General features: G+C 68.0%; 19 protein-coding genes and 4 pseudogenes. 12 read left to right on the forward strand and 11 right to left on the reverse strand.

All coding sequences use genetic code 11. The features are described from left to right. The first annotated feature begins 73 nt into the window (after positions 1-73). Positions 74-871, forward strand: coding sequence for an alpha/beta fold hydrolase (locus AB0G13_RS16140; protein ID WP_357874635.1), 798 nt, complete (start codon positions 74-76; stop codon positions 869-871). Between the two features lie 775 nt (positions 872-1,646). Here the strand turns inward: AB0G13_RS16140 and AB0G13_RS16145 are convergent. Then, entirely contained in the window at positions 1,647-2,510 is an 864-nt protein-coding gene (locus tag AB0G13_RS16145; protein WP_357874638.1) for an AraC family transcriptional regulator, read from the reverse strand. A 453-nt stretch (positions 2,511-2,963) separates the two neighbouring features. Here AB0G13_RS16145 and AB0G13_RS16150 point away from each other — a divergent pair, with 453 nt between their 5' ends. Together AB0G13_RS16150 and AB0G13_RS16155 are read left to right on the forward strand one after the other, a co-directional pair. After that, positions 2,964-4,346: an FAD-dependent monooxygenase gene (locus tag AB0G13_RS16150; RefSeq protein WP_357874698.1), complete on the forward strand. Its 1,383-nt coding sequence runs from the start codon at positions 2,964-2,966 to the stop codon at positions 4,344-4,346. 17 nt (positions 4,347-4,363) lie between these two features. Further along, positions 4,364-5,524 carry an epoxide hydrolase family protein gene (locus AB0G13_RS16155; protein ID WP_357874642.1) on the forward strand — a complete coding sequence of 387 codons (1,161 nt, stop codon included), beginning with the start codon at positions 4,364-4,366 and terminating at the stop codon, positions 5,522-5,524. 261 nt (positions 5,525-5,785) lie between these two features. Here AB0G13_RS16155 and AB0G13_RS16160 read toward each other — a convergent pair whose 3' ends face one another. Beyond that, entirely contained in the window at positions 5,786-6,259 is a 474-nt protein-coding gene (locus AB0G13_RS16160; protein WP_357874703.1) for a hypothetical protein, read from the reverse strand. A 7-nt stretch (positions 6,260-6,266) separates the two neighbouring features. After that, positions 6,267-6,469 (reverse strand): annotated as a pseudogene (locus tag AB0G13_RS16165) (DUF1702 family protein); the annotation flags it as partial. Between the two features lie 487 nt (positions 6,470-6,956). Here AB0G13_RS16165 and AB0G13_RS16170 point away from each other — a divergent pair. Then, positions 6,957-7,784 (forward strand): AraC family transcriptional regulator, encoded by an 828-nt coding sequence (locus AB0G13_RS16170; RefSeq protein WP_357874645.1) that lies wholly within the window; start codon positions 6,957-6,959, stop codon positions 7,782-7,784. A gap of 135 nt (positions 7,785-7,919) precedes the next feature. On the opposite strand, the gene AB0G13_RS16175 is transcribed toward AB0G13_RS16170, so the two are convergent. Beyond that, positions 7,920-8,105: a DUF1702 family protein gene (locus AB0G13_RS16175; RefSeq protein WP_357874648.1), complete on the reverse strand. Its 186-nt coding sequence runs from the start codon at positions 8,103-8,105 to the stop codon at positions 7,920-7,922. 33 nt (positions 8,106-8,138) lie between these two features. Here AB0G13_RS16175 and AB0G13_RS16180 point away from each other — a divergent pair, with 33 nt between their 5' ends. The 3 genes from AB0G13_RS16180 to AB0G13_RS16190 all read left to right on the forward strand — a co-directional run bounded on the left by AB0G13_RS16180 (position 8,139) and on the right by AB0G13_RS16190 (position 10,239). Beyond that, positions 8,139-8,384, forward strand: coding sequence for an MFS transporter (locus AB0G13_RS16180; RefSeq protein ID WP_357874651.1), 246 nt, complete (start codon positions 8,139-8,141; stop codon positions 8,382-8,384). A 130-nt stretch (positions 8,385-8,514) separates the two neighbouring features. Beyond that, complete coding sequence (locus AB0G13_RS16185) at positions 8,515-8,838, forward strand: MFS transporter (protein ID WP_357874654.1); 324 nt, start codon at positions 8,515-8,517, stop codon at positions 8,836-8,838. Positions 8,839-9,360: 522 nt separating this feature from the next. Then, positions 9,361-10,239, forward strand: a complete 879-nt coding sequence (locus AB0G13_RS16190) for a S41 family peptidase (protein ID WP_357874657.1) — start codon at positions 9,361-9,363, stop codon at positions 10,237-10,239. Between the two features lie 215 nt (positions 10,240-10,454). Here the strand turns inward: AB0G13_RS16190 and AB0G13_RS16195 are convergent, their stop codons facing one another. Next, the gene (locus AB0G13_RS16195; RefSeq protein ID WP_357874659.1) at positions 10,455-10,637 is read right to left on the reverse strand and encodes a hypothetical protein; all 183 of its coding nucleotides are present in this window, start codon (positions 10,635-10,637) and stop codon (positions 10,455-10,457) included. A 597-nt stretch (positions 10,638-11,234) separates the two neighbouring features. Between AB0G13_RS16195 and AB0G13_RS16200 the strand changes: the two genes are divergently transcribed. Further along, a complete protein-coding gene (locus tag AB0G13_RS16200; protein ID WP_357874662.1) occupies positions 11,235-11,687 on the forward strand; it encodes an SgcJ/EcaC family oxidoreductase in 453 nt (150 codons plus the stop codon). 529 nt (positions 11,688-12,216) lie between these two features. Here the strand turns inward: AB0G13_RS16200 and AB0G13_RS16205 are convergent. Then, positions 12,217-12,591, reverse strand: a pseudogene (locus tag AB0G13_RS16205) (transposase); the annotation flags it as partial. Positions 12,592-13,048: 457 nt separating this feature from the next. On the opposite strand from AB0G13_RS16205, the gene AB0G13_RS16210 reads away from it, so the two are divergent. Beyond that, a complete protein-coding gene (locus AB0G13_RS16210; RefSeq protein ID WP_357874664.1) occupies positions 13,049-13,303 on the forward strand; it encodes a hypothetical protein in 255 nt (84 codons plus the stop codon). A 49-nt stretch (positions 13,304-13,352) separates the two neighbouring features. On the opposite strand, the gene acs is transcribed toward AB0G13_RS16210, so the two are convergent. From acs to AB0G13_RS16225, 3 genes are all read right to left on the reverse strand, one after another. Further along, positions 13,353-15,332 carry an acetate--CoA ligase gene (gene acs / locus AB0G13_RS16215; protein WP_357874666.1) on the reverse strand — a complete coding sequence of 660 codons (1,980 nt, stop codon included), beginning with the start codon at positions 15,330-15,332 and terminating at the stop codon, positions 13,353-13,355. Between the two features lie 140 nt (positions 15,333-15,472). Then, entirely contained in the window at positions 15,473-16,477 is a 1,005-nt protein-coding gene (locus tag AB0G13_RS16220; protein ID WP_357874669.1) for a methyltransferase domain-containing protein, read from the reverse strand. 74 nt (positions 16,478-16,551) lie between these two features. Continuing rightward, positions 16,552-17,892, reverse strand: a complete 1,341-nt coding sequence (locus AB0G13_RS16225) for an extracellular solute-binding protein (protein ID WP_357874672.1) — start codon at positions 17,890-17,892, stop codon at positions 16,552-16,554. A 323-nt stretch (positions 17,893-18,215) separates the two neighbouring features. Between AB0G13_RS16225 and AB0G13_RS16230 the strand changes: the two are divergent. Further along, a pseudogene (locus AB0G13_RS16230) lies at positions 18,216-18,664 on the forward strand (transposase family protein); the annotation flags it as partial. Between the two features lie 224 nt (positions 18,665-18,888). Here the strand turns inward: AB0G13_RS16230 and AB0G13_RS16235 are convergent. Continuing rightward, positions 18,889-18,996: pseudogene (locus tag AB0G13_RS16235) on the reverse strand (enoyl-CoA hydratase-related protein); the annotation flags it as partial. Positions 18,997-19,258: 262 nt separating this feature from the next. Then, on the reverse strand, positions 19,259-20,731 hold the full coding sequence (locus AB0G13_RS16240; RefSeq protein WP_357874675.1) for an FAD-binding protein: 1,473 nt from the start codon (positions 20,729-20,731) through the stop codon (positions 19,259-19,261). 459 nt (positions 20,732-21,190) lie between these two features. On the opposite strand from AB0G13_RS16240, the gene AB0G13_RS16245 reads away from it, so the two are divergent. Both AB0G13_RS16245 and AB0G13_RS16250 read left to right on the forward strand, forming a co-directional pair. Further along, complete coding sequence (locus AB0G13_RS16245; RefSeq protein WP_357874678.1) at positions 21,191-21,508, forward strand: AMP-binding protein; 318 nt, start codon at positions 21,191-21,193, stop codon at positions 21,506-21,508. 94 nt (positions 21,509-21,602) lie between these two features. Continuing rightward, positions 21,603-21,773, forward strand: a complete 171-nt coding sequence (locus AB0G13_RS16250) for an AMP-binding protein (protein ID WP_357874681.1) — start codon at positions 21,603-21,605, stop codon at positions 21,771-21,773. Positions 21,774-22,347: the final 574 nt, after the last annotated feature.

Raw genomic sequence — 22,347 nt, forward strand, 5'->3', positions numbered from 1 at the left:
GGTCCGCCGAGCCTGACTGCCCCGCGCAGGGAGAAATTTCAGCACCGTACGCCAGCACGAGCGAAGGGGCGACATGACGCATTCAGAGATCGACGAACTGATACTCCGGCGGCTCAGCGCCGGTGATGCCAACCCCATCCTGGTGGCCGACTTCCAGGCGTTGTCCCTGGCGCCCCGGATGAGCGAGATGCTCAGCGAGAGCGTTCAGGACAGGCCGGTGTTCCAGATCGACCCGATCGGCGTGTTGACCGGGTCGCGCCGCTACGTCCCGCTGCCGGAGCTGGCAGCGACCTGCGTGGACGAGTTCCTCAGGTTCGGTGCGGACCGTGGCCCGGCCTTCGTGGTGGGGCACTGCAGCGCCGCCGCGCTCACCCTGCGCGTCGCGGACCTGCTGGCGTCCAGCCGTCCGGTCACCGCCGTCCTGGTGCAGCCGGCGTGGCCCGACGACGAGCTCGTGGCAGACAAGTTCGCCGAGTACCTCAGCAAGTTCGGCAAGGCCACCCGCGCGTGCCCGGAGCTGAACGGCGATCCTGAACAGGTCGTCGCCGAGATGGAGCAGATCTTCCGTGACGAGATGAACGCCCTGGCGGCCAGCAGGGACCTCGCCGGCTCGATGGCAGCCTTCTCGGACCTGCTCGTCTGGTACCGCGGCTGGCTCGCCTTCCTGCTGGCCTGCCGCAACGACACGTCGACCGATCGGGCCGCCGCCCGGGCGGCGGTGACGGTGATGTCCGACTCGCCGTCGACCGTCACGGCCAGGGGCCTCAGCAAGGACGCGTACCAGGTGTGCGAGCTGTCGACGCCGCAGCCGGCGGGTAAGGTCACCCGGGAGCTGGCCGACATCGTCGCCGCGTACATCGAGTCACACTGACGGCGTGTCTCGGGCGGCGACGCGCCGCCCCCTGGCGGTAGGCCGGTCCCACTGTGGACGCGTGTTGGGTTTGCCAGTGGTGACTGGTGAGGGCTGGTCGCCCCGGTGCGGCTGGACAAATGGCGGCCCGGGCGGGGCGCTTCCAGTGAGTCCGCCCGTCCCGTTCGGGGTCGGGGCGCCGGCCCCGCCCCGCTCGGTGGCGTGACCAGAAGCTCGCCCGGCCCGTGGGCTGCGGGTCGTGAGCCCGCCCGACACTCCCTCGTCGCCTGCCCCTGGACGGTCGCGACGGCCCGCACGGCCCGGCCACCTCCGCGGTGGGGCTGCGGGTCGTCGGCAGTCACGGCCCTCCGGCGAGTGCGCGCTTCCGGGCCGGCGCCGTCACGACGTCTCCCCCCGCACGGTAGGCGGCCGCGAAGGCCATGGCCGCGTTCCAGGACGCCCTGACCAGCGGCGGTCGGACAGCTCACCACAACCGGCTCGACCGTCGCCCGCGAACAGACCGGCGGCGGACGCACCCGCGCCGATGAGGCGCTGGCCGCGCCACCACGCACCTCGGCGTCGCGCCGCCGCGCCCACAGGCACCCCCAGCTGCTCGGCCTTCCGCCGTCGCGCCGTGGTGGCAGAACTGCACACCGGGGCGGGCCCGCGTCGAGGCCACGTTCGGCGCCTCGCTGGAGCATCACCGCTACGAGGCGCCCTGCCCTCGATCGCGACAGCGCCTCAACCGAGCTCGGGCCCGCGCCGCCCGTGGATGTCCGGCGCCTCGCGGCGTAGGTCAGGCGGCGGAAACTGCCGCGCCGCGGTAACCGCCGTTGCCGCCGCGCTCCGGCCTGCCGGCAAGCGGACCGGCCGGTGTCCGCGCGAAGCCGGTCTGGTCCGCCCCGGGTACGCGCCGGGCCATCGACCGCACGTCCGGCAATGCCAGCAGCACCGGGGGGTCGAGGAAGTGGACCGGACGCAGCCGCAGGTCGGGCAGGGTCAGGTCGTCATCGTCGCGAAGCTGCACGGGCCCGTGCCGCAGCAGGTACGGCTGCTCGTCGCCGGCGGCCGGATCGTCCACCTCGCCGGACCGCAGGGAATGCGCCAGCAGGAACCACGATCCTCCCGGCACCTTGTCCAGCAGGAAGGGACCGGGACGCTCCAGCACGGTGTAGCTCACCGGCCGGCCCTGCGGGATCGGCTGCGGGAACAGGCCGACGAACGTGTGGCCGATCGGGGCGTCCGGGGCGGAGAGGACGGTGCCGCTGACGGTCGACGACGGGATCCGCGCCGTGTCCGACTGATCGTCGACGGCTACTGCCGGAACGCTACCGCCGAAGCGGCGGTATGCGCTCGGCGATATGCCGACGCTGCTGGTGAACCGGGTGCTGAAGGTGCCGACACTGTTGTATCCGACCAGGTGGCTGATGTCGATGACATTCAACGAGGTCGAGACGAGGAGCTGCTTTGCCTTTTGCAGCCGCAGCGCCGACAGGAATCTCCTCGGCGACAGGCCGGTGACCCGTTGGAAGACGCGGCAGAAATAGAACTTGCTGAACATAGCGGTACGGGCCATGTCATCGATGGTCAGCGGCTCACCGAGGTTTTCCTGCATGGATCTGATGACTCGGTGGACAGCTCTCTCGACTGACTGGTCCATATCCCCTCCCTAGCTCCCGAAGTGCCTGCTCTCGGGTGGCGTACGGCACTCTCGGGATGGATGTGCAGCACCGGCACATCGACTAGGAAACGCAAACAGGAACCGGATCACGCACCCCGGACAGGGAGCCCGCAAACGCCCGTAAGTCATCCCGGAGTCGCTGACTGATCACACTGAAGTTTCCTGTCCTGCCGGCTGGAACTGCACCTTTAAAAGTGCCGTCAGCCCTCTGCGGTTTCCTGCCACTTCCCCACCAGCGATGACGGCAGGGCGGGCGGGATCCACACGGGACGACCACTCCTCACCTAATGAGTCCGGTGCGGCGCCTTCGGCCGTGCGACCGCACCCGTTTCCGAAGCACAACGGAAGGTGACCGGCACGCCGCGATCGCCGATGCTGGCTTGAACCGTGGCTCTGCCGAAGCTCGTGGCCGCGGAGGAGAAGGAGATCGAGATGCCTGAACAGCTCGTACCTCGTGCTGTGGTACTCGGCGGCAGCTTGGCCGGCCTGCTCGCCGCCAACGTGCTCTCCGAGGTGTACCCCGAAGTCCTCGTGGTGGACCGTGACGAGCTGGCGGGAGTGGAAGGCCCCCGGCGCGGCGTCCCGCACGGCCGCCACGCCCACGGTCTGGTCGCCCGCGGTCAGCAGATCCTGGAGCAACAGTTCCCCGGCCTCCTGGCCGACATGGAGGCGGCCGGCATCCGGCCGGGTGACTTCAGCGGCAACATCCGCTGGTACTTCAACGGCATGCGGCTCAGCCCGGCGCAGACCGGGCTGCTCTCCGTGCCCTGCACCCGGCCGGTCATCGAACGGGTCGTCCGCAGCCGGGTGCAGAAGGTCGGCGGCATCCGGTTCCTCGAGCAGTACGACATCCTCGGGTTGGAGACGACGCCCGACGCAGGCCGGGTCACCGGCGTACGGGTGCAGCCGCGCAACCGGAGCGCGGACGTCGAGGTCCTCCACGCCGATCTGGTGATCGACACCACCGGCCGGGGGTCACGCACGCCGGCCTGGCTGGAGGAGCTCGGCTACTCCCGGCCCGCCGAGGACAAGGTGGCGGTCAACCTGGCCTACACCACGCGCCACTTTCGGGTGCCGCGCGATCCCTTCGGCAGCGACATCGCCGTCATCGCGGCGGCGACCCCCTCGCATCCGCGCGGCGCGTTCTACTACCGGCTGCCCGGCGACGACGGCCGCGTCGAACTGTCGCTCACCGGCGTGCTCGGCGACCATCCGCCGACCGACCCGGAGGGCTTCCTCGACTTCGTCCGGTCGCTGCCCGTACCGGAGATCTACGAGTCGGTCCGCGAGGCCGAGCCGATCGACGACGCGGTGATGTTCCGCTTCCCGGCGAGCGTCCGGCGCCGCTACGAGCGGCTGACCCGGTTCCCGAGAGGTCTGCTGGTCATCGGCGACGCGGTGTGCAGTTTCAACCCCGTCTACGCCCAGGGCATGGCGGTCGCGGCCATCGAGTCCCGCATCCTGGCCGAGCAGCTCCGCAAGGGCCCGGTGCCGGAGCCGCAGGAGTTCTTCCGGGAGATCGCCCGCCAGATCGATTCGCCGTGGGACTTCGCGGCGACCGCGGACCTCGGCTACGCGGGAGTGAAGGGTGACCGGACTCCCAAGGTACGCATGATCAATGCCTACGTCGCGCGGCTCCAGCGGGCCGCGGTCCACGACCCGAGCCTCACCGAGGCGCTCATGAGGGTCGCCGGCCTCATCGACGAGCCGACGGCTCTGCTCCGTCCCGACAGGATTCTCCGGACACTGCGGCACTCCCGCGCCCGGGGAAGCCGGGCATCCGCCCCCGCGCCGCTGCACGCGGCCCGCGACTGACACAGGAAGGTTGTGAGATGCGTCCATTCCGCATCGACGTTCCGCAGGCCGATCTCGACGATTTGCACCGGCGGATCGATCGGACGCGCTGGCCGGACGAGATTCCGGGCGTGGGCTGGGATCGTGGTGTGCCCCTGGGATATCTCAGGGAGCTGGCCGAGTACTGGCGCGACAGTTACGACTGGCGGGCGGCCGAGGCGCGCCTGAACGCGTACCCGCAGTTCGTCACCGAGATCGACGGGGTGAGCGTGCACTTCCTGCACGTCCGCTCGCCCGAGGAGGGCGCGACGCCGCTGATCCTGACCCACGGGTGGCCGGGCACCGTGGCCGAGTTCCTGGACGTCATCGGGCCGCTCACCGATCCCGTCGCGCACGGCGGTGACTCCGCCGACGCCTTCCACCTGGTGATTCCGTCGATTCCCGGGTACGCGTTCTCGGGCCCGACCGGTCAGGTGGGCTGGGACACCGGCCGGGTGGCCGGCGCCTGGAAGGAGCTGATGAGCCGCCTGGGCTACGACCGGTACGCGGTGCAGGGCGGCGACTGGGGAATGCCGATCTCGCTGCGGCTGGGTCTGGCCGATCCCGAGCACGTCGTCGGTGTCCACCTCAACATGTGCGTGACGTTCCCGCCGCCCGATCCCGCGGCCATGGCCGGCCTGGGCGAGGCCGACCTGGCCCGCTTGGAGTTCACCGCCAGGTTCATGCAGGACGGGACCGGTTGGCAGCGGATCCAGTCCACCCGGCCGCAGACGCTGTCGTACGCGTTGACCGACTCGCCGGTGGGGCAGCTGGCCTGGATCGCCGAGAAGTACAAGGAGTGGACCGACTCGGCGAAGGTGCCGGAGGACGCGGTGAGCCGCGACCACATCCTCACGGCGGTCTCCATCTACTGGCTGACGGCGACGGCCGGATCCAGCGCCCAGCTCTACTACGAGTCCAGCCACATGGACGCCGACTTCGTCCGTACCTGGGCGGGGCCGTGGCCGCTGACGATGCCGGTGGGCGTCGCGTCGTTCCCCAAGGACGCGGTGCGGCCGGTGCGCCGGTTCGCCGAACAGATCCTGCCGACCCTCGGCCAGTGGACCGAGTACGACCGTGGGGGACACTTCCCCGCTCTGGAGCAGCCCCAGCTTCTGGTCGACGACATCCGCAGGTTCGCCCGCTCGCTCGCGCGCTGACGGACGGGGAGCCAGGACACCTGGTGGCAGAGCGCGGCGGCGTGCCGCAGCCCGCGCGGGCCCGGAGGCCGTTCGTGCCTCACCGGGCCCGCGCGGGTGTTCCGGCGTCGGACGGGCCCGGTCCGGCGGCGCCGGACCGGACGTCGTGCATCGCGCCGGTCAGCTCGCCCATGATCTCGGCGTGTCCGCCGAGAAGAGGTCGGTGCGGTCGGGTGGCTCCGGCGGCATCGAGCGGGGTGCGGGACGGTCCGGTTCGTCCGGTCAGCGGTACGAGCGCCGTGGGTGAGCCGTCTGCCGCTTCGAGCTGGTCGCCGGCCACGCGCAGGTGCGGATGGCGACGGAACCAGCCTCTTGGTCGAGGACGTCGACCGCCGCGCGGGTGATCGGGATGCGGTAGTGGTGCTTCGCCCAGTCGGCGACGTTGCGCGGGCTGTTGAGATGTTGCATGAATGCCAGCGCGCCGTCCCGGTGCAGCCCTGCCACCACGCGACGAAGGCCATCGTCTCGCTCGAGGCCAGGTTGGTCGTCTCCGGCCGGCCGGACCGGCCGTTGTCGTGGTCGGCGATCAACCCGCCCCGCTGCGCGACCGCCTGCAGGAAGGGCCAGTAGAAGTTCGGCCGGGTGATGGCCGTGGGTGGGGCCACCGGCCATCTTCCTGATCGCCTGGCAGGCCACCGTCACCTCGCGCCAGGTGCGCGGCGGCTCCGCCACGCCCGCCTTGGCGAGGAGGTCCATGTTCGGCGAGGAACCGGGCGTCGTGCCGCGACCGCCCGGGCAGGGCGTCGCGGATCGCGAAGACCATCGCCGCGCCCTCGTAGGCGAAGCCCGGTACGTGGCCGGCGTCGACTCGACCGCGGGCGCCGCCTCCGGCGGACCGTCCGCCTCCGCGGCGGCCGCGATTCCATGCCGGAACCAACTGCCGACCGTCTCGAGGCGGTCACGCATAGGTGGGCAGAAGTTTCTCCTGCATGCCGGCCACAATCGCCACGACGACCTCGGCAGTGAACGCGAAGAAATCGACCCCGAGCACCGCGGCAAAGGAAAGTGGAGAGTGGGAATCACCATTTTCCGCAGATCAACGCAACGCAGGAGATGGACGCGGAGGCCCCACCGATACCACGATGACCACCATCGGCCCCCGTCCGGAAGCGACATCCGGACCTCCGCAAAGGAGCGTGAGCTTCACGATTGCGCGCCGTGCTGGACTCGTCATTGACGGTGTTGCCATCGCCCGAAGGTTCGGCTAACCTCGACGCGAGCAAAATCCCCCCGCCCCAGGAGGCAGGAAGAGGCCATTCACGGATACTCCCATAAGCTCTGGCGGCCTTGACCGCTGCCACTCTGCCGACACACCTAGCAAACCGGACTCGCCAGGGCCGTCCGCTATGCAGTGTCAACATGACGACATTTGCCGGTCATCGGGGGAACCGCTGTGGACGATCCAATCGAGAAGGCTGTGCGGCGGGCCATCGCCGCCATGCACGAGAAGCTCGGCGAGCAGCTCACGGTCGACGACATGGCCCGCGCCGCCATGCTCAGCAAGTTCCACTTCACGAGGGTCTTCCAGCAAGTCACCGGCGTGACGCCGGGCCGCTTCCTGTCCGCCCTGCGCCTGCAGCGCGCCAAGCGCCTACTCGTCTCCACCTCATTGAAGGTCGCCGATATCAGCATGCGGGTGGGATACAACAGCGTCGGCACGTTCAGCTCCCGATTCACCCGGAGCGTGGGGATGCCGCCCACGACGTACCGCCGGCTGGCCGGCTTCGCCGCGCAGATCGGGACCGACCCCGACTACCGATTGGGGCACCCGCACAACGCCCGCGTGCACGGCCGCGCCCAGGCGCCCGAATCGCATGCGGACAGCCCGGTGTTCCTGGGCCTGTTCCCGGACCGCATCCCGGAAGGGCAACCGGTCCGTTGCACGATCCTGCCGCGCCCGGGCCCGTACCAGCTCGACTGCGTACCGCCGGGCAACTGGTTCGTCCTCGCCCAGTCGGTCAACGGGGAACCGGACGCCGATGTGGACGCCGGCGACGGCGACCAGACCGTCTGCGTCGCCACCTGCGGGCCCCTGCACATGCGGGGCGACGCCGTTGTGCACGCCGACGTCGACCTGCAACCGGTCCGCGCGATGGATCCTCCAGTACTGCTGGCGCTGCTCGACCAGCGCAAGCTCGCGCTGGCCCGGATGGCCGAGGAGCGGGTGGGCGCGGTGTCGTCGATCGGCGCCGCGGCCGCGTCGGGCCGCTCCGCCGCGTGAGCGGTCCGACCTGACTAAGACCTGACGAGGTCAACGGTCCCAGCCCGACCGCGTCAGGCGGGCTGGCCACGGAACGACCGGACGAAGTGCGACCGAATCGTGGCGCGCCACAACTCCTACCGCAGCAGCCGTCGCTTACCGGCCCGCCGTCGCCGCCGCGTCCGCCAACAGCGCCGCCGCCTGCGCCGTCAGGCCGGTCAGCGCGACCGATGCCGCCTCCGAGTGCTCGGGCAGGTAGCCCGAGCACGTCCGCGCCTTCGCCGCGAACACCGAGCGTTGCCACAGGCCCTGGTCCCGATATCCGCCGTCTTCCCCGCCCACCGCCGCGGCGGCACCTTCGGCATCTTCACCGCGGTGGCCGGCGTCGCCGCGGTCAGCGGCCCCACCCTCGGCGGCCTGCTCGTCACGGAGGCCGGCTGGCAGTCGGTCTTCCGCCTCAACGTGCCGGTGGGTCTGGCCGGGCTGCTGCTCGCGGCACGTTACCTGCCCCGCGTGCGGCCGGCCCGGGCACACCGGATCGACGCGGTCGGCGTCGCGCTCGCCACCGGGGCAGGACGCCGTCCGCTCGCCCTCGGCGAGATCCGGTCAGCGTCTCGTTGACGTACGGCCTGCTGGCCATCGTGTTCGGCCTCGTCAAAGGGCAGCGCTACGCGTGGGGCCGAGTGCTGGGACCGGTCGGCGTCCCGCACATCCTCGTCGCCGGCGTGGCGCTGCTCGCGCTGTTCGTCTGGTGGGAACGGCGGGCCGCCGAGCCGCTGCTGCCGTCGCACCGGTCGCCGGCCGGCTCGCCGATCGGGTGGGTGGCCGGGTCCTCCTCCTGGCCGGCCTCGCCGTGCAGGCCGTCGGCGTGCCCGGAGTCGCGGTGCTGCCCGGTCCCTCGTCGTCGTGGCGCACCTTCGCCGGGCCGCTCGTCGCGATCGGCGTCGGCATGGGCCTGTCCATCGCGCCCACCACGACCGAGGCGATGCGCGGCATCACCCCGCAACGCGCGGGCGCGGCGTCGGCATGCTCAACACCGCCCGCCAGGCCGGCGCCGCACTCGGTGCCGCGCTGATCGGCGCCGTGCTGCAGAACCACCCTGCCCGACTCCACGCACCGCGCCGCGTTCCAGAACGGCCAGCCGGCCGGCGCTCGCGGTGGTCGCCGGCGTGTTGCTTGCCGGCGCCGGGCTGGCCGCCGCGATGCGGCGCCGCCCGCGGGTACCGGTGCGTCCCGCGAGGCGGGAGAGGTTGCGCAAACCGCAACGCCGAAGGTGACGAACGTGCACCCCGACCCGTGCACTGGTTTGGCCGGTGCTGTCGACAGCGGGGAGCCTGATGCGTATCTCAGATCTCAGTAGGCAGACAGGCGTACCAATCGCAACGATAAGGCTCTCCCGCAGGGAGCGCCTGCTTCCCCCGGGCACCCCAACTGACCGATGGATGGTCCAGGCGCACCACGCGACACTGCGCTTCGGCGCGATCGCGCATGTCAGCCGCGCACTGTTGCGAACTGCCCCGGCCGACGCCCCGGGCCGGCCGGGCCGCGGCGACGGTACCGCGGCGACGGCCACCCACCTCGACGAATGTGAGCTCTCATGATCGTCACCCACACCGGAACGGTGAGCGTGCGCCCGGTCGAGCGGGCGATCGAGCTGCTGCGGGAGATGTACGTCTTCCCGGAGCAAGCGGAGGCGGCCGCCACGACACTCCGGCAGCGGCTGGCCGCCGGCGCGTATGACGGTCTGGACGAGTCGACGCTGGCCAAACGCCTCACCGAGGACCTGCTCGAAGTGTGCCCGGATGCGCACCTGTGGGTCCGGGTGCGTGACGAGCGCCGCGCTCCCGCCAAAGCAAGCATCCGCCGGGTCGAGATCCTCGACGGCAACATCGGATACCTGGACGTGCGCCGCATCAGCGGCTCCACGGACGGCGGCCGGGCGATCGTCGGCTCGATGGAGCTGGTGTCGCGCACCGACGCGCTCATCCTCGACCTGCGTGGAAACGGAGGCGGCTCACCGGACGGCGTTGCGCTGTGGAGCAGCTACTTCCTTCCGGCCAAACCGACTCACCTCAACAACATCTACGACCGGGTCACGGGCCAGACCCGGCAGTTCTGGAGCCTGGCGTGGCTGCCCGGCGAGCGATACCTCGACCGCCCGCTGTACGTGTTGACGAGCGACCGGACATTCTCCGGCGCCGAGGAGCTCTGCCTGAACCTGAAGGTGCGCGGCCGTGCCAGGCTGGTCGGCGAGACGACGCGTGGCGGAGCGAACTTCGCCACCATCTTCGCGCTGACGCCGACGATGGAGATCGCCGTGCCGCACGCCTATTCGATCAATCCGATCACGGGCGGCAACTGGGAGGGCACCGGCATCGAGCCCGATCTCGCAGTGCCGGCGGCGACCGCGTTCGACGTGGCGTACGCGGAGCTGCTTGAGCGCGCGCCGGGGGAACCGGAGCAACGCGGGCACTGAGTGACCGCGTCGGGGATCAGCGCCAGCCCTCACCCCGCCACCTGCTCGGCGGCAAGCGCGGACCCCTTCGATCCGGGCGCGTACCCTTCGCCCACGCCGTGTCGCGCGATGTGGAGACGTCGTCGCTGAACGGGGCGACCCCGCAGTCGTCGCACGTGCCGAGCCGGTCGGGCGGGATGTGCTCAGCGGCCCGCAGCACCCGCTCGCGCACCTGCTCAGCGGTCTCCAAGCGCCGGGTTGATCGGATCGGTCACCCCGACGAAGATCCGCTGGTGGGAACGGGCGTGCGCGGCGATCGCGGCGAGCACCCGCGCCGGCTCGGCCTCTCTGGCGAGCTGCACACAGAACACGCCGGCCTCGATCGCGAAGAGGCTGGGCAGCAGCTCGACGTAGTCCACTCGAGGCTGTGTGTGGAGTGTCAATCCCCTTAAGGCGTGAAGGACTGCTCCATGCGGCTTCGGCTCCCCGAGCCTCGGTCATGTATCGCCCGCAGTTGATGGGCGGCATGCCCTGACAGGCGCTGTGCCGGCGGTGACCCGGCGCCCGCCCACCTGCCGGCCGGTCGCCAATCCGATAAGGACGGCCGCGCGCCGACCGGGACCACCGGGCCGAGTAGCTCCTCGACGAGGTGGAGGCCGGTCCGTACGACGCGCTCGAGTTGCCGCACCCGCGCGCGGTGCTCGGCCGGTTCGACGACTAGGACGCGGTGCTCGCACCGGTCGAGGCACTGCTGGCCGCGCGCTCGGCCGGTCGGACGGTCGGCCCGCCAGCCGAATTCTCATATTCTTTTCCCGCAACTCGGTGTCGCACCTTTGCGCGATGCGCTGGGCGATACCTGGCACCACTGAGCGCGGCAATACCGAAGATGCACCGATGCGGTCGCGGTGCGACTGTCGTAACGTCGGCGGCCGTCGTCTGCGCCCGAATACACCGAGGTCCGCGCACCACGCCACGGCCGAACGAGCCGCCACCATCCTCACGGAAGCGAGAACGGCATGACAACGAAGAGCTCCGCACCTACCGGCGCCAAGACCGCGGACCAGACCGCGGCTCAGGCGGCGGACCAGGCCGAAATCGCCGCCCTACCCGCCCGCATGATGGGGACGTGGGCAGCGCACGACACCGAGGGCTTCGCCGATCTGTTTACCGAGGACGGAACGCTCATCCTACCCGGCGTATACAAGAAGGGCCGCGCGGAAATCCAGCAGTTCATGACGACCGCATTCGCTGGCCCCTACAAGGGCAGCCGGGTAATCGGGCAGCCCATCGACATCAAGCCGCTCGGCGCCGGTGCGGTCGCACTGATCACCCAGGGCGGCGTAATTCCGGCTGGGGAGACGGAACTGCCCGAGAAGGCCGCGATCCGCGCCTCATGGATTCTGGTGAAGCGCGACGGGCAGTGGCGCCTCGCCGTTTACCAGAACTGCCCGCGCAACCATCCGGAGTAGAGCGACCAAACCTGGAGAACGACGACGCACCGACCAGCACCGCGCACACCGCGATGAGGGCTGTCAGCGGGTAACACGCCCCGCGTGGGTCGCGGGGATCCCGGACTGTCGATATGGCTCGCAGCAGTCCCACTGTCTCACCATCGGTGCCCACGGGTAGTGGCCTGTCAGAGGTGCCGGCGAGTGGACAATGCCGGGATCGGGCACTGCATCCATATCTCCGTCCCGTCCACATCGTGGCGCTAGTGGTGATCGTGATTTCCTCGCGACGGCGGGCACCTTTGTGGTGTCCGCCGCCGGCTTGCCGGCACGCCCCGTCACGGGAAGCAATCCGGTCGATCGGGCCACGCTCGCGACAACACCCGACGCGGTCGAGGTGACTGGCTCCGGAACGCCCGACGCCGGCCGGTCCCACAAGCCGGCAATTGGCGGTGCAGGGCGGGGTTGGTTGCCTTTGACGGTCAGGGGTCCAGTCGGCGCCGCGTTCAACGAGGTAGGCGACGTGATCGCGTCGGCAGTGCAACGCGTCGACGGTGATCACGGTGTCGCGCAGGTCGCCGATCTGGTCGAGCAGAGGCTGGAAGTGGGTGATCTCGTTGGTCATGCCGTCGACGTCAGTGCTCGCGAGGACGACACCGGTGTCCTGGTCGCAGGCTGCGAGGACGTGCCGGGCGGTCATGTGGGTGGTTCGTGAGCCGCGCCAAGTCTTGCCGTCGACCGCGATCGCTTTTTTCGCGGCTCGTCGCCCGGTCGCGGCCCGGGTGGCGAGCCAGGCGCCGATGGCCGCGGTGAGCAGGTCCCGGTCCAGGGCTTGCAGCAGCCGGCGGATCATCGCCTCGGATGGCCGGCGGTCAGGATCGATACCCAGAGCTATCACGGTCGCGGCCGGGAGGTCGTCGACCATTCGGCGATCGCGGTGTAGGAGCGGTAGCCGCCGCCATGACTGACATCGACCCGCCGGGCGGCGACGGCCGCCCGGCGGGTCCGGCCACGACAGCGCAGACCGCTGCGTTCACCACGACCGGCAGGCGATGCCGCACATCACGACGAGCGCGTGGATCCGACAGATGAGCCAGCGCCGCAGGTAATCCGCCAGTGTCGGGCAGGCCACCAGGCGGTGGACACGACAGGGCAGAGATCAGCGACGATCGTGACGCGGGCATGGCTCACTTCGGACAGATCAACAAGCCTCGAAGACCTCGATGATCTTCTGAACCGGTCATGCGGGCCCTGCTGCCGCCAACAAGGGCGCGCCTCCACCAATCATCTCAAGCCGGACACACCCACGACTTTGCCGGAGCCCTGGGGTTCCGGCGCAGTGGCCACGAGATGATTTTGGTATGCCTGACCGACGATGTCGTGTGCGCGTCCACGGCACACGCACGACCTCGGGTAAGGCAGAGTTCGACGACGAGATCGAGAATCCGGCGTTCGAGGGCAGCCCTCAATTGACCGTCGAGCGGACGATTGAGGGGCCCGACGTCGTCGTGGTGACGGGCACGGGTGTCGGCCGCCACCGCGAGGCCGGGCCTTTCACATTCGCATACAACGACCATTTCACGTTTCGCGACGACCTGGCCGCCGAAGTCGACTCCTATGCAGTCTCTCTGCCCTGATAATGTAGCGGTCAAGGCGAGGGACGCGCTGACGCGAGAGGCTCCAGGATCAGTCTTCCGCCATTCCGGACCCCGCTCTGATCATATCCATGACCGTCGAGTCAAGAAGCGTGCTGACGTCGCCCAGCGTGCGATTCTCGGCGACGTCCTTCAGCAGGCGTCGCATGATTTTGCCGGAGCGGGTCTTGGGCAGTTCGGCTACGAACGTGATCCAGCGGGGTTTCGCGATGGGGCCGAGGGTCTTGGCGACATGGTTGCGCAGGTCGACCTTGAGCTGGTCTCCGGTCTCGTCAGCGGTGTCCACGTTGCTGCGGGCGATGACGAATGCGGCAATGGCCTGGCCGGTGGTAGGGTCGGACGCGCCCACCACGGCCGCCTCTGCGACCGAAGGGTGCGATACCAGCGCGGATTCGACCTCGGTGGTGGAGATGTTATGGCCAGAGACGAGCATGATGTCGTCGACCCGGCCGAGCAGCCACAGCGCGCCGCCCTCGTCCCGTTTCGCGCCGTCGCCGGCGAAGTAGATCCATTCGTCACCGGAATTGGCGCCAGCGCCGAATTGGGACCAGTAAGTGTCGACAAAGCGTTTGTCGTCGCCCCAGATGGTACGCAGCATCGCGGGCCATGGCTCGCGTAGCACGAGGTAGCCGCCGCCGCCGTTCGGCACCGACTCGGCCGCGTCGTTGACCACGTCGGCGGAGATGCCCGGCAGCGGGGTCATCGCCGAGCCGGGCTTCGCGGCGGTCACGCCGGGCAGCGGCGAGATCATCATCCCGCCGGTCTCGGTCTGCCACCAGGTGTCCACGACGGGGACGTTGTCGTGGCCGACGTGCTCGCGGTACCACATCCAGGCCTCGGGGTTGATCGGCTCGCCGACGCTGCCGAGGACGCGCAGCGACGACAGGTCGTACTTGGCCGGGATGTCGTCGCCCCACTTCATCATGGTGCGGATGAGGGTGGGCGCGATGTAAAGCGTGGTGACCTTGTATTTGTCGACGATCTCCCAGAACCGGCCGTAGTGCGGGGTGTCCGGAGTGCCCTCGTACATGACCTGGGTCGCGCCGTTCGACAGCGGACCGTAGACGATGTGCGAGTGCCCGGTGATCCAGCCGATGTCGGCTGCGCACCAGTGCACGTCGGTTTCGACTTTGAGGTCGAAGACCGACCAGTGGGTGTACGAGACCTGGGTCAGGTAGCCGCCGCTGGTGTGCAGGATGCCCTTCGGCTTACCGGTCGTGCCCGAGGTGTAGAGGATGAAGAGCGGATGCTCGGAGTCGAACGCCTGCGGCTCGTGCTTGTCGTCCGCCTGCTCGACGGTCTCGTGCCACCACAGGTCCTTCTCGCCCCAGGCGACGTCCTCACCGGTGCGGCGGACGACCAGCACGTGCTCGATGCTCGAGCATCGTGCGACGGCGTCGTCGACGGTGGGTTTGAGCGCCGACGGTTGGCCGCGCCGGTAACCACCATCCGCGGTGATGACGACTTTCGCGCCCGCGTCCTGGATCCGGGTGGCGAGCGCGTCCACCGAGTATCCGCCGAAGACGACGCTATGAGTGGCGCCGATGCGGGCGCAGGCCAACATCGCGACCGCGGCCTCCGGGATCATCGGCAGGTAGATGGCCACCCGGTCGCCGGCCGTCACGCCGAGCTCGGTCAGCGTGTTCGCCGCCTGGCTGACGCTCTTGAGCAGGTCCGCATACGTGATCGTACGGGTGTCGCCGGGCTCGCCTTCCCAGTGGATGGCGACCTTTTCACCCTTGCCCGCCTCGACGTGGCGGTCCACGCAGTTGTAGGCGATGTTCAGCTCGCCGCCGATGAACCACTTGGCGAACGGCGGATTGCTCCAGTCGAGGACCTGATCCCATTTCTTCACCCACGTGAGCCGCTCCGCCTGCCGTGCCCAGAACGCCGGCGCGTCGGAGGCGGCGTCGTCGTAGGTGTCCGCCGTGGCGTTGGCACTGGCGGCCAACTCAGGCGGTGGTGGGAACGTTCGCGTCTCGGTGGAGAGATTCTCCAGCGGCGTGGTCATGGTGGCAGCTCCTCTCGCGGTTTCAGCGCGCGACCTCAGTCCAGCCGAAACGTCGCCGGCGGGCATCTCCGACCGTGCTGGGCGCCCGGGATGGTCCAGCGGGGCCGCCGTGGGCGGGCTTCCGCTGGACCACGACGCGATCACTCGGGCTTGCGGCCCCAGGCCTGGACGTACAGGTGCGAGATCACGGTGGTGCCCGGATCGACGAGGTGACGTCGCAACGCCGCGTGAAGATCGTCGAACTCTTCTCTGGTGATCAACTCGCTCGCGATGAGCCGGTCACGCAGGTTCTCGGCGAAGTCAGCGAGGACCACACGCCGCGGGTGTCCGGGTTCGTGGTCGATGTAGACGACGGGTCGCACCTGGACGTCAACGAGGCCTGCGCGGCGGAGCAGGCCGGGCAGCCGCCTGCCGACGAACAGGTCGATCGTGTTCCGGTCCGCGTACTGCTTGAGGACATCCATGAGCCGGGTCCACGACTCGGCGGGCGGGTCGCACACCTGCCCCACCCGATCGCCCTCGTGGAACGCGACCCATCCTCCCGGGCGGGCCAGCCGTACCGCCTCGGCGACGATCTCCTCAGGCCTCGGCACGTTGTGCAGGATCAACCGCTCGGTGACGAGGTCGAAGCTGTTGCCGGGGAGGCCGGTCGCACGCGCATCGCCGTGCCGGACGTCGACGTTGTCCAGCGTGCGGTCCACCACGAACTTGCGCGCGAGCTCGACCGACTCCGCTTCGCGCTCGACGCCGATGACGGTTCCGTCCGGCCCCACCCGTCGCGACAACTCGTCCAGGCAGCCACGGGGTCCCACGCCGAGTTCCACGACGGTCTTACCGTCGAGCGGTCCGACCTGGTCGAACAACCAGGCCGCCTCGGATTGGAAGTCCTCCGCCTGTTCCCGTAGCCGCTCGTGCTCCGCGCTCCGGTAGCCAAGAAAGTACTGGTCCTCGAGAATCATCGATGCTGACTTCCCTCGTTGATCGGGGCCGCGGCGCGGCCGGTCGAGTTTGGACCCGTTGCGTGAGATGTCGAAGTGCCGTGCCCAGAACGCCGGCGCGTCGGGGCCTGACCGCGGCACGTCACCATGGCGTGATCCCGCGATGGTGAGGTTCGGGGTGGCCTGCTGCGCCGTCTGACAGACCATCGAAGACCAGCGCTAACGAAGTTGGCAAAGGCTCAGTCATGAGCGCTGGGTTTGCTACCACCTGGGAGATGAACTCAAATGCTGACGGTGTAATCGCGAGGGGTCCGACGAGGCGGCCCGTCGCAGTATGAGTTGTAAGCTTCGAGGATCTGTTGAGCCTCTTCGCTCGCACCGGCGAACCTGGCGACTGGCTCGGCATCGTTGAGCAGCACGTCATGCATTGCGGAGGTCAACTTGCCGACGATGGCGGCGTGGTCCCCCATGAGGGGCCCGAACGACGCTGGCGAGCCGTCCGTTTCCTCTGCCTGCTCACTGGCCGGCCGAAGATTGGGATTGCGAACGAACCAGTCCTCGGCGGCGAGGACATCGATCGACGGCTTGGTGATTGGAATGCGCCAGTGGAGCTTGGCCCACTCCGCGACGTTGCGCGGGCTGTTCAGGTACTGCATGAAGGCCAGTGCGCCGTCCTGCTTCTCCTTGCTGAGGCCCGAGGCAAGCCAGAGCGAGAATCCGCCTAGGCTGTTGCCCGCGAAACGGACCTCGTCGTTGTACGGCATACGGCTGGCCTCGACGGTGAATCCGTGACGCTCACCTCGCTGCATCAAATGCGTGGCATCGACGGATGACGTGATGAGTAACGCGACCTCCTGGTTTTCGAATGCCTCGAAGCAGCCAGGAAAGTCCCCTATTACTCCAGTGTACAGATAGTGGCCGTTTCGGTGGAGGCGTCGCCACCACTCGACATAGGCCATCATCTCGTTCGAGGCGAGGTCAACCTTCTCCGGCCGCGCGGACCGGCCGTTGTCGTGATCCGCGATCAGCCCGCCTTGCTGTGCGACCGACTGCAGGAAGAACCAGTAGCAGTTCGGCCATGCGATACCGTGCGATGGTCCATCGGAGAGCTTCGCCACCGCCTCGCACGCGGCCTCCACCTCGCGCCAGGTGCGCGGTGGCTTGGTCACACCAGCGCGGTTGAGGATAGTCATGTTGGCGTACAACACCAGGGTGGACGCCGTCCGGGGCATGGATACCAGCTCGCCGGCGTAGCGGAAGAAGTCACGCGCCGCAGGCAGCATGCTCTCGAGCACGACCGGCTCACCGAGAATCTCGGTTCGCCCCGCGATGGCTCGCTCAATGGGCGTGAACAGGGGCGCCCCATCGCTTCCCAGTGCGTCCATCATGGTCCGCGTCAGAGTGAAGTGAAACTCCGCGACATCGGGCGGATCCCCCTGCTCAGCGGCTTGGGCCACGATTCCGGGCATCGTGTAAAAGTCGTGCGCCTTGATTTCGACCAGATATTCCGGGTGCTTCTCGTTGAACTCGCGGGCAGCGGTCACCGCGATGTCTGGCTGATCTGCCATCTTGTAACTGGCAGGATCACTCAGCCACACGCTGATCCGGGTCTTCGTGGTCATTCACTAACCCTCCATCATAATGATTGCGGGCCAATTCTTTGGTTGCAAGAAGCTAGCTCGGGCAAGCGTCTCAGTAGCGCGGCACTGGCCGCAACTTCGAGTTTGCTGGGCCTACGACTCAGCTGTGTGGCGCGCTTGTGCCTTGTCAGAGATGCGATCGGCCGCTTCGGCATTGACGACGGGCACGTCCCGGCTAATGGACCCTTTACAACCTGATCTTGCAGCGCAGGGCGGGTGTGGCGAACCCGAAGCTCGATGAGGGCGAGGCTCCCAGGTAAGACAGCAGTCGACCAAGATCCGAGGCCCTGACCAGGGCCTCGCCTGTGCTGTCCCGCCCCTCCACGATCTCGCTGTCCAGCCGAACTCTGAACCACCTCGTTGACCTCATCCGAGCGCACCGTGATCGGCGTCGATCCCGGTGGCGGCGTCTCGGTCCGGGCCGACAGGCGCTGCTCGTCTTGGCCCACCTGCGCAACTGTGACACCTATACCCGGCTCGCCGCCGGGTTCGAGATCGGTGTCGCCACGGCCTGCGCTACGTGCAGAAAGCGATCATGCTGCTCGCAGTGGTCGCCGAGGACCTGGCCCCTCACCGGTACTGCCGGGCTCGGCGCACGACCTCACCGCCGCCCGCATCCACAGCTTCATCGACGCGCTGACCAGCGCGGACGTGATGCCCTCCACCAACAAGGGCTATCAAAACGCCCGTGGCAGCGTGCGTACCTCGTTCAAACGGTGCCGCTCTCCGACCGAGACTGTCGCGCCGGGAGAAGGGAGGATATCTTCGACCCAGCTCGGCACGCTCGCGTCGAGTTCGGCGGCGGGCACCACCTCGTTGACCAGCCCCAGCTCGTGGGCGCGTGCGGCGTCGAAACGGCGACCGGTGATCAGATGCCCGATAGCGAACGGTAGGGCACCTGCCGGGCCAGTCTGAAGACCCCGTCCCCCAGCGATCAGACCGTGCCTGACCTCGGTGGGTCCGAAGGTCCGACCGATCCGAAGCGACGATGACGTCACAGGCCAAGGCCAGCTCGCAACCACCGTCAAGGGCGGACCCGTCGACCCGCCCTATCAGCGGCTTGGCAGGACCGAACCGCTCGGTCAGCCGGGGCCAGCCCGGCTGACCCCGGCTACCGAGAGTGGACGGAGCGGCCTAGCCCAGTTCAGTCAGTGCCACCAGTTCCTTTGGATCCTGCCCTACCGAGAAGGCACGCTCCCCCGTTCCGGACAGCACGCCGACCAGATGTCGTCATCGACTTCGAAGTCGTCCCAGATCTCTCTTCATGCGTACGCAGATATCGCGTTCAGCACATGTGGCCGGTCCAGAGTCACGTAGGCGACCCGTTTCTGCTTCCGATACCGGACGTTCAGTTCGGCACGATCGACAAAGCATGGCGGAACACATTCTGGGGATCGTATCGTTTCTTGATCTGCTGCAAGCGCGGATAATTGGATTTGAAGTAGAGTTCCGCCCACGACGTCCCCGACGTGTTCCAGGCCGGGTCGGCGAGATCGGCGTCCGCATAGTTGATGTAACCTCCGGCATTTATCGCGTTCGGCACCGGAACCCCGCCAGTCTCCGAATAGACGTCGCGGTAGAGCTCGCGAATCCATCTGATGTTTTTCGCGTCGTCGGCGGCCGCGTTCCATCGGCCCCCCGTGAAGTATGCCCGTAGGACCGAGTCCCGGTCTGCCGTCGCGGTCGCACCTGGGGCCACTGCGTTGATTTTGCCGCCGTACCCAGACATGGTAAACGCTGCGCCCGAATTTGTGGGCTCGGGGCCAGTCAGATGACGATAGATAGTCGCAATTTGGCTGTCCGAATATCCCTTGCGCAGGTTGGCGGACTTGTCCTTGGAGCGTGCATAGGGCTGGTGTTGCCAGTTCCGGTCGTCGAGGTACGGCACGAACTCGGTGTTGTCCGACACGGGCTGCACTCCCACACCGGACATGACCGCCTCGCAGTGTGCGTCGATGAGGCTCTGGGCGCCCGGCACCCCACTGTCGACACCCACGATAAAACCGACTGGCCCCGCCGACTGGTGGAAAGCGAAGAACCCGCCCCAGAGATTCGCATTCGGAGAATCGGGGATGCTGTTCTGCTCGTACCAGTTGCAGTAGTTTCGGAAATATTTCAAGAACGACGCGCTCGTCAACTGATCCCAGGTCATCGTGAGTGACCTTCTTATCATGGTCGCGGGCGCTCGAGGCAGCAGTTCGGCGGGATCGTTCGAGTCCACACCCGGGGATCGCAACCAATATCGCGTCACGACGCCGAAGCTTCCGCCTCCGCCACCGGTGTGCGCCCACCAGAGATCTCGATTGGGGTCTCCCTGGTCACGCGTTGCGACAACAATTCGACTTTTTCCCGATCCATCGACGGCCACGACTTCCACAGCGTACAGGTGGTCGGCCGCGAGACCGTACCGGCGCGACAAGAATCCGTAGCCGCCGCCAGCGATGTGGCCGCCGACACCCACGCCGGGGCATATTCCTCCTGGGATGGTAACGGCCCATCCTTTGACGAGGGCATTGTAAACCTGGCCGAGTGTTGCGCCACTTTCGACGGCGAACGCCCGCCGCTTGGGGTCGTAGTAGACATCCGACATCTGCGAGAGATCTATCAGTTCCTGGATGTCGGGAGAGGAGGTGAAGTTCTCGAAGCAATGCCCGCCGCTGCGTACCGCAATTCGCTTGTTCGCTCCGACAGCATCGCTGACAACGTCGGCAATCTGCTTTGCCGTTCGCACGAGGTGTACGTTTTGAGGATTTCCCTGGAATCGCCTGTTCCAGGGAGTGATGAGACTCGGATACCGCGGATCATTGCTACCGACTGCCACCGCTGCAGGAGACGGCGCACAATTCCCAGTCGACAACGATCCTGCGTGGGTATCCGGCGGTGCCGCACCTGCGCTGTTCCCGTTGAGCCCGAGGGTGATCCCCCCGGCAACCGCACCTGCAAGAAGCCCACGGCGACTGATCTCCGCCATCTTCGGTCCCCCCAATCGTCGCATCAGCAGTACATGCTGACAGCGGCGCCCCCCAGCGGTCTACTTCAAACTTGCTCGATTTGCCGATTCACTTGGCTTTTTTGGAGGTGCATCGCGGAGGCCGACCTGCGACAGTGACAAGCGCGAGTGGCTTCTCGACATGTGCCCCAACGCCCAATCAAGGCCGAGTGCGAAGGAGTCGGGCGACCGTGACACCGAGCATCAATGGCCAGATAACGTCCAATCCCCACCCAGAGGAGGGGATTTTGTGTGGGCTGTTGGCAGCGCAGGCGGCACGGACCACGCCAGGTGGCCGCAGTGGTGTCTGATACCACGTCCCTGTCGTATGCGGAGCTGGACGTGCGGGCGAATCGTCCGGCCCGGTACCTGGTGAAGCGTGGAGCCAGGCCAGAGCGGCTGGTCGCGGTCGCGATGGAACGGTCCGCGGAGCAGATCGTCGCGGTCTTGGCGGTGCTCATGGCCGGCGCTGCCCACCTGCCCGATCGACCCGGCCTGCCCCGCCGATCACATCGCGTTCATGCTCAGCGACGCCACTCCCGCGGTCGTCCTCATCTCGCGGACCATGGCCACGACCCTGCCCGGCGGACTGGTGGTCGTAGTGGATGACCCGGCAGTCCAGGCTGCCGCCGCCAGTCTGGCTGGGACCGGCGTGTCTGACGTAGACCGAGTCGGACCGCTGCGGCTATGGCATCCGGCATGAGTGATCTACGCGTCGGGGTCGGCGGGGCGACCCAAGGGCGTTGTCGTGGAGCACCGTTCGGCGGTGTGGTTGGTGTCCCGGGCGGCCTCGACGTTCGGCTCGGACCGGTTGCGCCGAGTCCTCTCCGTAACGTCGCTGAGTTTCGACGTGTCGCTGTTCGAGCTGTTCTGACCACTGACATGTGGTGGGTATGTGGAGGTGGTGCGGGATGTTCTGGCGCAGGCGCAGAGCAGCTGGTCGGGAAGTCTGATCAGCACGGCGCCGACGGCAATGACAGGGATACTGGCCGACGCGGAGGCGCCCCCGGTCGCGCAGACAGTCGTCCTGGCGGGCGAGGCGTCGACCGCGCCGGTACTCCGGGCGGTGCGGTCGGCGGTATCTGACTGCAGCGTGACAAACGCGTACGGGCCGACCGAAACCACGCCACGGATCCTGCTGGCGAGCTCCGGCCGGACGTTCGTGAGTCGAATCAGGGCAGCACGCACGAGTGATGGGCCGGATGCTTCTCCGATGCCGCTGTGAATTTCACTTTGGTCGACGTTCGGGGTTGCGCCCTGCAACACAGGAGATGCGCTTACATGAATGGTCACGGATAATTGGTGGTGTGGCCGTCATTTCCAGGCATGCCGCAAGTCGACCTTTGATGGAGGTTCGAATGTCTGAAAAGCTTGCCATCGACGCCTGACCGCCGAGGCTGACTCCCCCACTACGTGGACGAGCTGTTCCGTCTCGCCTGTCGATTCGA

Origin of the sequence: Micromonospora sp. NPDC023633, from assembly GCF_040640035.1 — a bacterium.
Lineage (GTDB): Bacteria > Actinomycetota > Actinomycetes > Mycobacteriales > Micromonosporaceae > Micromonospora.